We start from the raw sequence: 10,189 nt of genomic DNA, 5'->3' as shown, positions 1-10,189 counted from the left end.
CGAGGGTGCGGACCTCGGCGTGGTCGCGGCCGCGGCGGACGAAGCGGGAGCTCGCGTCGCCCGCCGCTCCCTGCAGGAAGGCCGCGACCGGCTGGCCGACCAGCGTGGCCAGCTCGCGGCGGGTCGCGCCCGGCCAGTCCGCCGACCAGGCCAGGTTGTCGGGGCCGAGCACCGTCGGATGACTCGCGTAGTCGAACAGCAGCGCGGCCGGCGTGCCGTCGTCGCGGCGCAGCTCGAGCACGCCGAACGACGTGTCGTGCGGCCCGTCGGGCCGGTAGCGGTTGCCGCCGACGGCTTCCGTCGAGCCCGCGTGCCAGCGGGCGCGGACCCGGCCGCGGCCGGCGCGCAGCCGCAGCGCCGCGCCGGTGACCTTCTCGGCCATGCCGCCGACCAGCCCGGCGTCGCGCCGCCCCGGCAGGCCGGGGTGCAGCGGGCCGGTCCAGCCCTCGGGCCCGGAGTGCGTGTGCGACGCGCAGACGAGCACCCGGTCCGGGTCGATGCCCACCGCCGCGGCGACCGCGTCGGCCAGGGTGCGGGTCAGGCCGGCGTCGACGGCGAGGGCGTCCAGCGCCACCCACACCACGCCGGGGTCGTCCTCGGTGGACAGCCAGATCAGGGACGCCTCGAGGTCGTCGTGCGTGCCGGTCGCGACGCCGTCCCGGGCCAGGTAGCCGCCGAGCGGGTGCCCGGGCCCCGGCGTGATCCGGACGTCTTGCGCGGCGAGCAGGAGCGCGGCGGTCACCAGGTCGATTCCAGGACGTCGACGACGCCGTCGCGGCCGGCGGCGCGCGCCACCCCGGCCAGCTCGGTGACGTCGTCGGTCGTGTGCAGCAGGACTTCCAGCAGCATCGGCAGGTTCAGCCCGGAGACCAGCTGCAGGCGCGGGTGCCCGGCCGCGAGCGTGCGGACGGCGTTGAACGGCGAGCCGCCGTGCAGGTCGGCGAGCACCAGCACGCCGGCGGCGTCGCCGGCCAGCGCGAGCACGCGGGCGCCGAACTCCTCCGGGCTGTCGCGCGGGCTCAGCTCGCAGACCTTCAGCCGCGACTGCGGGCCGAGGATCATCTCGGCGGCTTCCCCGACGCCGGACGGCAGCCGGCCGTGGCCGGCGAGGATGATCGGGACGCTCATGGCGGTCTCCTAACTCTTCGCCGGGGCCGATGGCGCGAACCAGCCGAGCCACCCCAGGACGACCCCGGCCACGACGACGATGCCGATGACCCAGACCGGCCGCAGCCGCGCCTTGACCGTCAGCAGGTAGACCCCGGCGGTGACCAGCACCGGGAGCAGGAACGGGAGGAGCTCGTCGAGCCGGTCCTGGATCGCCACCGACTGCGTCACCGGCTGCCCCTGGACCGTGGTGGTCTGCCGGTAGGTCAGCGTGGTGACGACCTTGACGATCGACGGGATGAACCCGCCGAGGACGACGAACCCGAGCACGGTCGCCCCCTGGGCGACGCGCGCGAGCGCCCCGGCGGCGAGGTGCCCGGCCAGCCGCTTGCCCTCGCGGTAGGCGAACCCGAACTGCCAGCGCCGCACCAGTGCGTACGGCACGAGCACCATGACGGCGGCGAACGCGGGGCCGAGCCAGTTGCCCTGCAGCGCCCACGACGCGCCCATGGTGAAGACGATGCTGTTGTAGAGGGCGAAGACGACGGTGTCGCCGATGCCGGCCATCGGCCCCATCAGCGCGACCTTCGTGCTCGCCGCCGACTTCGGCGTGCCGGCTTCTTCGAGCGCGACGCTGGAGCCGAGGATCAGCGGGCCGCCGACGAGCACCGAGGTGTTGAAGAACTGCAGGTGCCGCTGCAGGCCGGCGACGTAGTCGGCCTTCTCCGGGTACAGCCGGCGCAGCACCGGTTCCATCGAGTACGCGAAGCCGAGCGCCTGCATCCGCTCGTAGTTCCAGGAGATCTGGCTCGACCAGAAGTACCGGCGGAACACCCGCCGCAGGTCCTGCTTGGTCAGCCTGGGGTCCACTGTGGACTCCTCGGCGTCCGCTTCCGGGACGGCGAGCACCGGCTCGTCGCGCTTCAGCGTCACGAACAGCATCGCGACCGCGACGCCGATCAGCGCGATCCCCAGCACCGGCAGGTGCAGGTAGGCGAACCCGACGAACCCGATCAGCAGCAGGTACCAGTACCGCGACAGCTCCATCATGCCGAGCAGCAGCGCGAAGCCGACCGCCGGCAGCAGCGACCCGGCCAGGGTCATGCCCTGCACGAACCCGGCCGGGATGCTCGCGGTGATGTCCTTGACCAGCCCGCCGGACGCGGCCAGCGCGGCGAGGAACGTCGGGATGGCGCGCACGGCCACCCACGGGACCAGGCTCACCCAGTGGATCATCGCCAGGCCGCGGGCGTTGCCGTCGGCGGCGTAGCCGTCGGCGCGGTGCACCAGCGCGGTGGTGACCATCTTGCCGACCGGGTCGAGCGCCGAGAGCAGGATCGCCGCGGGCAGCCCGACGCCGATGCCGATCGCGGCCTGCGCGGCCGGGGCACCGGCGGCGCCCGCGGCCAGCGCGGTGCCGACGATCGCGCCGGTCTGGTAGTCCGGGATGGTGGCGCCGCCGTAGGTGTAGACGCCGAGGGCGGCCAGCTCCAGCGTCGCGCCGATCAGCAGGCCGAGCAGCGGGTGACCGGTGATCAGCCCGGCCACCGAGCCGGCGATCAGCGGGCGCTGGGCGTAGATGAGGAACGGCCCGAGGCCGTCGTACGTGCAGTAGATCGCCCACAGGGTCAGGGCCAACGCGACGAGCATGCGGAGCTAGAGCCCTTTCCGGTCGAGCAACGGGACGAAATCGGCGGGCTTGTCCTGCGGCAGCAGCTGCGTGACGAGCGGGACGCCGGCGGCGGCGAGCTTGCGGTAGGCGTCGGCCTCGTCCGCGGTGACCGCGACCGAGCGGGTGACCATGGTGTAGGAATCACCCGGCCGGGGGGCCACGTTGCCGACGTTGACGACCTCGGGCCGCAGCCCGCCCTCGACGAGGCGGAAGACGTCTTCCGGGTGCTTGGCGATGATCATGACGTCCGCGGCTATCTCGGCGGCCAGCGTGGCCTCGACCGAGAGCACGTCCGTGGGCAGTCCCCGCGCGGCCTGCGGGAGCAGCATCCGCTGGAGGTCGTCGGCGGCGACGTCGTCGTTGCAGACGACCAGCCGGCGCACGCCGAGGCGGCGGGTCCACGCGACGGTGACCTGACCGTGGATGAGCCGGTTGTCGATCCGGACGTGTGCCCCCGCCATGTTTCTCCTCCCGGCCGGCAGGAGACATACTGGTTCGTACCAGTATCTGTGTCAACACACCGGTGACCGGCCTTCGCGCGGCCGACGGAAGGACCCCTCAGACCTTCCGTCGGCCCACGAGCGCGAAGTCCCCCTGGATTTTTTCTTCCCGGACCCTCCCATAAAGGTATATACCAGTATGGACGGTTGTGATCGACTGTCAAGACCCTGCACCTCGGAGAATCCGAAAAATTCTCGACCGGTCAGCCGACCGAAATTAGCCGAAACATTCCGGGAGAAACCGCGCAACCTCACCCGGTCACCGTCGTTAAGCGCATCGTCAGTTCAGGGGAGGAAAGCATGCCGGCCGTCCGATCGAACATCGTCCCGCTCCGGCACGCGCGGCCCGGCGTGGTGGCGTACGTGAAGAGCCCGGCCGAGTGGTTCGTCGCGAACAGCGGCTGGATCCAGGGCACCGAAGGCGTCGCGCTGATCGACACCTGCGGCACCGAGCAGGCGACCCTGGAACTGCTGCGCGACGTCCGCAAGTACGCGGGCGACCAGGAGCTCACCGTCGTCATCACGCACGCGCACGGCGAGCACCACAACGGACTCGGCGTCGCCCTGCGCGACGGCGGGACGGCACTGGCCGCGGCCGGCAGCATCGACCTGGTCAAGGCCGGGCCGCAGACCTACGGCAACGTCTTCACCTACACGCGCTGGGGCGTGCTCGAGCCGCCGGAGCCGGAAGCCGTCCGGCCGGTGACCGGCCGGCACGAGCTGGACCTCGGCGGCGCGACCGCCGACGTCGTGGCGGTGCCGGGCGTCGCGCACTCGGCCGGCGACCTGGTGGTGCACGAACCGCGCTCGGGCACGCTGTTCACCGGCGACCTGGTGGTCATCGGCGACACCCCGATCGCGGTGCACGGCTCGATCCCCGGCTGGCTCGACGCGCTCGACTGGCTCCAGGACACGTTCCGCCCGCGCACCCTGGTCCCCGGCCACGGCCCGGTGGCGACCCCCGCCCACACGGCGTTCCACGCGATGCGCGGCTACCTGGACTGGCTGCTGGAAGCGACCACGCGCCAGTCGAACTTCACCAAGCTGGCGAAGCAGGCGTCCCTGCGCTGGCCGTCGTGGCGCAACCCGGAGCGGCACATCGGGAACCTGATGCGCGCGTACGCCGACCAGCACGGCCGCAAACTCGACGTCGACCTGGCGATCGACGCGGTCCTGGCGGCCGCGGGCGGCCGGATCGACCTGGACCTGCTGCTGGGCAGCGAACCGGTCCGGCAGATCTCCTAGGAACCCGACCCGCCGAGGCTCTCCAGGAGGGTCCGCAGCGTCGCGGCCAGTTCGTCGCGCTCGCCGGCGTCCAGCGCGGCCAGGATCCGGTGCTCGGTCTCGACGTGCTCGGGCAGCGCCCGGTCGATCAGCTCCCCGCCGGCCTCGGTCAGCCGCACGCGGACCCCGCGCCCGTCCGCCTCGTTCGGCGTGCGCTCGACCAGCCCGCGCGCCTCCATCTTGTCCAGCCGCTGGGTGATCGCGCCGGACGTCACCATCGCCGAGTGCATCAGCTCCGTCGGGGTCAGCCGGTACGGCGGCCCGCTGCGGCGCAAGGTCGCGAGGACGTCGAAGGTGGCGCGGTCCAGGCCGTGGCGGGCGAACGTGCGGCGCAGCTCCGCGTCGATCAGCGCGCTCACCCGGGCCAGCCGCCCGATCACCCCCATCGGGGAGACGTCGAGGTCGGGACGCTCGGCGTGCCACTGCGCGAGCACCCGGTCCACGTGGTCCGCCATCACCACAGCGTAGCCGATGCCTTAGCGGTAAGCGAACGGGTAGCCAACTACCTTAGCGCTGAGGTAATCTGCCTTAGTGCTAAACAAACAGCTGCTCCTCACCGCACTGGCCCCGGCCATCTGGGGCACCACCTACCTCGTCACCACCGAGTTCCTGCCGCCGGACCGCCCGCTGCTCGCCGCCGTCATCCGGGCGCTGCCCGCCGGACTGCTGCTGGTCGCGCTCACCCGCCGCCTGCCCAAGGGCGAGTGGTGGTGGCGCTCGCTCGTGCTCGGCACGCTGAACATCGGCGCCTTCCTCGCCCTGTTGTTCGTCGCCGCCTACCGGCTGCCCGGCGGGGTCGCCGCCACGCTCGGCGCGCTGCAGCCGCTGCTGGTCGCGGGCCTGGCCACCGGCCTGCTCGGCGAACGCCTGACCCGGCGCACCGTGCTCGCGGGGGTCGCCGGCGTGGTCGGTGTCAGCCTGCTGGTCCTGCAGTCCTCCGCCCGGCTCGACGCGCTCGGCGTCGCCGCGGCGGCCGGCGGCGCGATCGTGATGGCCTTCGGCGTCGTGCTGAGCAAGCGCTGGACGTCCCCCGCGCCCCTGCTGGCGACCACCGGCTGGCAGCTCGTCGCGGGCGGGCTGGTGCTCGTGCCGGTCGCGCTGGCCGTCGAAGGCGCGCCGCCCGCGTCGCTGTCGGGGGCGAACCTCGCCGGCTACGCCTACCTCGCGCTGATCGGCGCCGCGTTCGCGTACGCCCTCTGGTTCCGCGGGATCCGCGCGCTGTCCGCGACCCACGTGACGTTCCTCGGGCTGCTGAGCCCGGTCGTCGCCACCCTGCTCGGCTGGCTCGTCCTGGGCCAGCGGCTGACGGCGTGGCAGCTGCTGGGCGCCGCGATCGTGCTGGCCGCCGTCGTGGCCGCCCAGTGGCGGCCGTTGGGCCGGACGGGGGCTGATACCTATCAGCCTTTGACAATTCCTCGCCGGGCCACCGAGTCTGAAATGGTCTGAACAACTTGCGATCATCGGCCTCGACGAGGAGGCGCCCGTGCGCACGAAGACGTCCGTCCGGAACCGGCTGGGGGTACTGGCCGCGGCCCTCGCGGTGATCACCGCGACCGCCCCCGCCGCCGAAGCGGTCCCGGCCACGATCCCCTTGAAGATCACCAACAACTCCGGGCGCGGCGACCCGGTCTACCTCTACGACCTCGGCACGAACCTGGCCACCGGCCAGCAGGGCTGGGCCGACGCGAACGGCGGCTTCCACGCCTGGCCGGGCGGCGCGGTGCCGCCGATCCCGGCACCCGACGCGTCCATCCCCGGCCCCGCGAACGGCCAGTCGATCACCATCCGGATCCCGAAGTTCTCCGGCCGGATCTACTTCTCCTACGGGCAGAAGCTGGTCTTCAAGCTCGCCACCGGCGGCCTGGTCCAGCCGGCGGTCCAGAACCCGGCGGACCCGAACGTCAACATCCTCTTCAACTGGTCGGAGTACACGCTCAACGACGGCGGCCTGTGGCTCAACAGCACCCAGGTGGACATGTTCTCCGCGCCGTACGCGGTCGGCGTGCAGCCCGTGGGCGGCACCACGAGGAGCACCGGGCACCTGAAACCGGGCGGCTACAACGGTTTCTACACCGCGCTGCGCGGCCAGCCGGGCGGCTGGGCCAACCTGATCCGGACCCGCTCCGACGGCACGGTCCTGCGCGCGCTGGCCCCGGGCCACGGCATCGAAGCGGGCGCGCTGCCCGCGACCGTGCTGCAGGACTACATCAACCGCGTCTGGACGAAGTACAGCTCGTCGACGCTGACCGTGACACCGGTCGCGGACCAGCCGAACGTGAAGTACTACGGCCGGGTTTCCGGCAACACCATGAACTTCACGAACACCTCCGGCGGATTCGTGACGGCGTTCCAGAAGCCCGACTCCGACAGCGTCTTCGGCTGCTACAAGAACCTCGACGCGCCCAACGACGTCCGCGGCCAGATCTCGCGCACGCTCTGCGCCGGCTTCAACCGCTCGACGCTGCTGACCAACGCCAACCAGCCGGACACCAGCTCGGCGGGCTTCTACCAGGACGCCGTCACCAACCACTACGCGCGCAAGATCCACGCGCAGATGGCCGACGGCAAGGCGTACGCCTTCGCGTTCGACGACGTGGGCCACTACGAATCGCTCGTCAACGACGGCAACCCGGCGACGGCCTACCTGACGCTGGATCCGTTCAACTAGAGCTTCACGACGACCGGCGCCACCGGCGTGTCCCCGAGCAGCTCGCCCGGGGGCGCGCCGGTGTGCACCGGCACCGGCAGCGCCCGGCCCTTCACCTCCACCACCGGCGGGCCGCACGCGACCAGCTCCACCACCAGCACAACGAGTACGACAGACCGCACGACCGGCTCACCCCGACCCATCTCCACCACTCCCACCGGGCACACGGCGGTTCTCGAAAGCGGGTTCAGGTATTTCCCGGCCCTTCACCGGATCGGCTCAGCGGGCGGGAAAGACGCGAAGGAGTCCCCCGATGGCGTACCGGTCCGAAGGGCAGCTGTTGGCTAGGCTGAGTGGGTCAAGCGGAGGTGAAGTGGACACCACGACCCTGCTCGAAGCGGCCGCGCGCGGCGACCAGGCGGCGTGGGACGCCCTGGTCGACCGGTACGCCGGCCTGCTCTGGTCGATCGCCCGCGCCCACCGGCTCTCCGACGCCGACGCGGCCGACGTGGTGCAGACGACGTGGCTGAAGCTCGTCGAAAACCTCGGCCGGATCAAGGAACCGGAGCGGCTGCCCGGCTGGCTGGCCACCACCACCCGGCACGAGTGCCTGCGCCAGCTCCGCCGCACCGGCCGGGAGCGCCCGGCCGACGACCAGGTCTGGGAGAACGAGCCGGCCCCCGGTCCGGCCGTCGACGCGGGCCTGCTGCTCGGCGAGCGCGACGCCGCGCTCTGGCGTGCGCTGGACAAGCTGTCGGACCAGTGCCGGCGGCTGCTGCGCGTGCTCATGGCCACGCCCCCGCCGACGTACGCGGAGGTGGCGGACGCCCTCGACATCCCGGTCGGCAGCATCGGCCCGACCCGGCAGCGCTGCCTGGGCCGGCTGCGCGAGCGGGCCGGCCGGGCCGGGCTCGGGACGGAGGACCCGACATGACTGCCGACGACGACCTGATGGACGTCCTGCGCGCGGCCGCAGCCCAGGCGGACCCGGTGCCGGACCTGGTGCTGCGCCAGGCGCGCGCGGCGCTGACCACCCGCGACCTCGACGCCGAACTGGCGGACCTGGCCTTCGACTCGGACCTGGCCGAAGCCGGCGCGGTCCGCGCGGCCGGCGACGACGTCCGGCTGCTGTCGTTCACATCGCCCCGCGTATCGGTGGAGCTGCAGGTGGAGTACCCGGGCGGCCGGGTCGCGCTGCGCGGCCTGATCACCGGTGCGACGGGCGAAGCGGTGATCGAGGTGGCGGGCGAGCGGCTCACCAGCCCGATCGGCGCCGAAGGCTGGTTCACCGCGACCGGGCTCCCCCGCGGCGCCACCCGGGTGACGGTGACCGCCGCGGACGGCACGGCGGTCACCACCGGCTGGGCCAGCCTCTAGCCCACGCCCTGCTCGAAGACTCCCCGCACGTACGGGACTTCCGCGGCGCCGTTGACGTCGTGCACGGTCACCGGGAGCGGCTGCCCGGTGACCGGATCCGGCCGCTGGAGCACGGACTCGGCGGCCGCCCGGGCGTCGGCGCCCTGGGCCATCACCGCCGCGATCTGGCCGCTGACGATCGCCGCCGAGAACGACGTGCCGCTCCAGACCGCCCAGCCGTTGTACGGCGGCACCTCGCCCGGCGGCCGGATCGGGTAGCCGGGCCACAGGTAGGGGCCGAACACGTCGATCCCGTCGGCGTAGACCGAGACCCAGGGCCCGTAGTTGCTGAAGTCGGCGACGACCGGGTGGCCCGAGTCCTGCGTGGCGTCGGCCGAGCCCACCGCGATCACCCGGGCGTGGTTCGGGTCGACCGTGCCCGGCTGGATGGCGTCGAACCGGAGGGCGGCCGGGTAGACCCGGCGCCGGGAAGCCAGGTTCCCGGCGGAGGCGACGACCACCGTTTCCGGCGGCAGCCGGCGCAGCGCCGCCTCGATCGCCTTCGGCGGCTCGTCCTCCCAGGTCGCGCCGGAGAACGACAGGTTGATCAGGGTGATGCCCTCTTCGCGCAGCTCGTCGATGGCCGCGGCGACCGCCAGGTCCTCGGTCTCGCCGCTGTCCCGGTCGACCACGCCCTTCATCCGGACGCGGACCTCGAGCGGGGCGTCCACCTGCTTCAGCAGCACCCCGGCGACGAACGTCCCGTGCGCCGCCGTGCCGGCCGGGTTCCCGTCTTCGGCCCGCGTCACCCGGACCGTGTCCGCCTGCTCGAACAGCACCCGCTCGGCGAGGTAGGGGTGCGGAGCGCCCCGGTGCAGCACGACTCCGGTGTCGATCACCCCGACGGTGACCGGGACCTCGCCCGACAGCGGTACCGGCTCCAGCTCCTGGAGCGTCGGCCTCGGGCGCAGGTCGCCCCAGATGATGCGGTCGAGCCCGAACAGGTGGTTGGGCCCCGCGCGGTGCGGTCCGGGCAGGGCGGCCAGCACCTCCGGCACCGGGCGGGTGCCGGTGAAGCGGCGCAGCGGACCGGCGCCCCCGTCCGGGTGGTAGCCGAACTCCGCCAGTCCGGCGTGGATCGCGGCAGAATCGTCGGCATGGACCAGCAGCTCGCCGGCTCGATGGCGATATCGGGTCATGTGTCCCCCTCCGGGACCGGTCATGGGTGAACGGGTCGGCAACCCGATCCAGTCACCCCTCCCCCTGATACTGCGCCGGTCGTCGCCGATCCGGCCACAGTTCCCCACCGGCCGGAACGGGCGCCGGCGGTGACGACCGGCGCGCTGGCCAACGCCGTCGCCGCGGCGGACCTCGCGTTCACCGCGCCGGCCAAGGCGCGGGCGCTGGCCGGGGCCGCGCTGGCGGAAGCGGACGGCCACGCCGAGGCCGCCGCGGTCGCCGAGCACGCGCTCGGCCTCGCCGCCGTGGCCACGGGCCGGCTCACCGACGCCGAAACCCGGCTGCGCGCCGCCGTCCGGCTGGCCGACCGGGCCGGGCTGCGGGAGCGAGCCGCGCAGACCCGCGGGGTGCTCGGCTACGTGCTGACGCTGACCGGGCGCACCG

Annotated in this window: 11 protein-coding genes and 2 pseudogenes; 6 read left to right on the top strand and 7 right to left on the bottom strand. The window is 73.0% G+C overall.

Annotated elements, in window-relative coordinates; all coding sequences use genetic code 11:
• The 4 genes and pseudogenes from CCN39_RS40035 to CCN39_RS40020 all read right to left on the bottom strand — a co-directional run.
• Positions 1 to 742: pseudogene (locus tag CCN39_RS40035) on the bottom strand (hypothetical protein); the annotation flags it as partial.
• On the bottom strand, positions 739 to 1,128 hold the full coding sequence (locus CCN39_RS40030; protein ID WP_086851333.1) for a PTS sugar transporter subunit IIA: 390 nt from the start codon (positions 1,126 to 1,128) through the stop codon (positions 739 to 741). The pseudogene CCN39_RS40035 and the gene CCN39_RS40030, both read right to left, overlap by 4 nt.
• A 9-nt stretch (positions 1,129 to 1,137) precedes the next feature.
• Positions 1,138 to 2,757, bottom strand: a complete 1,620-nt coding sequence (locus CCN39_RS40025; protein ID WP_086851331.1) for a PTS system mannose/fructose/sorbose family transporter subunit IID — start codon at positions 2,755 to 2,757, stop codon at positions 1,138 to 1,140.
• Between the two features lie 6 nt (positions 2,758 to 2,763).
• Positions 2,764 to 3,240, bottom strand: coding sequence for a PTS sugar transporter subunit IIB (locus tag CCN39_RS40020; protein ID WP_086851329.1), 477 nt, complete (start codon positions 3,238 to 3,240; stop codon positions 2,764 to 2,766).
• A 339-nt stretch (positions 3,241 to 3,579) separates the two neighbouring features.
• Here CCN39_RS40020 and CCN39_RS40015 point away from each other — a divergent pair, with 339 nt between their 5' ends.
• Entirely contained in the window at positions 3,580 to 4,524 is a 945-nt protein-coding gene (locus CCN39_RS40015) for an MBL fold metallo-hydrolase (protein WP_086851327.1), read from the top strand.
• On the opposite strand, the gene CCN39_RS40010 is transcribed toward CCN39_RS40015, so the two are convergent.
• Positions 4,521 to 5,018, bottom strand: coding sequence for a MarR family winged helix-turn-helix transcriptional regulator (locus tag CCN39_RS40010; protein WP_208630597.1), 498 nt, complete (start codon positions 5,016 to 5,018; stop codon positions 4,521 to 4,523). The genes CCN39_RS40015 and CCN39_RS40010 overlap by 4 nt on opposite strands.
• A gap of 76 nt (positions 5,019 to 5,094) precedes the next feature.
• Between CCN39_RS40010 and CCN39_RS40005 the strand changes: the two genes are divergently transcribed.
• Positions 5,095 to 6,009, top strand: a complete 915-nt coding sequence (locus tag CCN39_RS40005) for an EamA family transporter (protein WP_086851324.1) — start codon at positions 5,095 to 5,097, stop codon at positions 6,007 to 6,009.
• Between the two features lie 37 nt (positions 6,010 to 6,046).
• The gene (locus CCN39_RS40000; protein WP_086851322.1) at positions 6,047 to 7,231 is read left to right on the top strand and encodes a glycoside hydrolase family 64 protein; all 1,185 of its coding nucleotides are present in this window, start codon (positions 6,047 to 6,049) and stop codon (positions 7,229 to 7,231) included.
• Here CCN39_RS40000 and CCN39_RS39995 read toward each other — a convergent pair.
• Positions 7,228 to 7,392: a hypothetical protein gene (locus tag CCN39_RS39995; RefSeq protein ID WP_244211209.1), complete on the bottom strand. Its 165-nt coding sequence runs from the start codon at positions 7,390 to 7,392 to the stop codon at positions 7,228 to 7,230. The two genes, CCN39_RS40000 and CCN39_RS39995, sit on opposite strands and share 4 nt — an antisense overlap.
• 191 nt (positions 7,393 to 7,583) lie before the next feature.
• Here CCN39_RS39995 and CCN39_RS39990 point away from each other — a divergent pair, with 191 nt between their 5' ends.
• Both CCN39_RS39990 and CCN39_RS39985 read left to right on the top strand, forming a co-directional pair.
• Positions 7,584 to 8,144 (top strand): RNA polymerase sigma factor, encoded by a 561-nt coding sequence (locus tag CCN39_RS39990; RefSeq protein ID WP_086851320.1) that lies wholly within the window; start codon positions 7,584 to 7,586, stop codon positions 8,142 to 8,144.
• Entirely contained in the window at positions 8,141 to 8,587 is a 447-nt protein-coding gene (locus CCN39_RS39985; protein ID WP_086851318.1) for a hypothetical protein, read from the top strand. Before CCN39_RS39990 ends, CCN39_RS39985 begins: the two co-directional genes overlap by 4 nt.
• Here CCN39_RS39985 and CCN39_RS39980 read toward each other — a convergent pair.
• Positions 8,584 to 9,765, bottom strand: a complete 1,182-nt coding sequence (locus tag CCN39_RS39980; RefSeq protein WP_086851317.1) for a S8 family peptidase — start codon at positions 9,763 to 9,765, stop codon at positions 8,584 to 8,586. The genes CCN39_RS39985 and CCN39_RS39980 overlap by 4 nt on opposite strands.
• A gap of 129 nt (positions 9,766 to 9,894) precedes the next feature.
• Between CCN39_RS39980 and CCN39_RS39975 the strand changes: the two are divergent.
• A pseudogene (locus CCN39_RS39975) lies at positions 9,895 to 10,189 on the top strand (CHAT domain-containing protein); the annotation flags it as partial.

It is taken from the genome of Amycolatopsis kentuckyensis (genome assembly GCF_002155975.1).
GTDB classification, from domain to species: Bacteria; Actinomycetota; Actinomycetes; order Mycobacteriales; family Pseudonocardiaceae; genus Amycolatopsis; species Amycolatopsis kentuckyensis.
The sequence above is the reverse complement of the archived record's forward strand: the minus strand, read 5'-3'. Positions and strand labels throughout refer to the sequence as shown.

Coding starts and splice junctions, on each gene's coding strand:
- CCN39_RS39980 (WP_086851317.1), bottom strand. CDS start 9,765: ATGACCCGATATCGCCATCGAGCCGGCGAGCTGCTGGTCCATGCCGAC.
- CCN39_RS40015 (WP_086851327.1), top strand. CDS start 3,580: ATGCCGGCCGTCCGATCGAACATCGTCCCGCTCCGGCACGCGCGGCCC.
- CCN39_RS39985 (WP_086851318.1), top strand. CDS start 8,141: ATGACTGCCGACGACGACCTGATGGACGTCCTGCGCGCGGCCGCAGCC.
- CCN39_RS40030 (WP_086851333.1), bottom strand. CDS start 1,128: ATGAGCGTCCCGATCATCCTCGCCGGCCACGGCCGGCTGCCGTCCGGC.
- CCN39_RS40025 (WP_086851331.1), bottom strand. CDS start 2,757: ATGCTCGTCGCGTTGGCCCTGACCCTGTGGGCGATCTACTGCACGTAC.
- CCN39_RS40020 (WP_086851329.1), bottom strand. CDS start 3,240: ATGGCGGGGGCACACGTCCGGATCGACAACCGGCTCATCCACGGTCAG.
- CCN39_RS40010 (WP_208630597.1), bottom strand. CDS start 5,018: ATGGCGGACCACGTGGACCGGGTGCTCGCGCAGTGGCACGCCGAGCGT.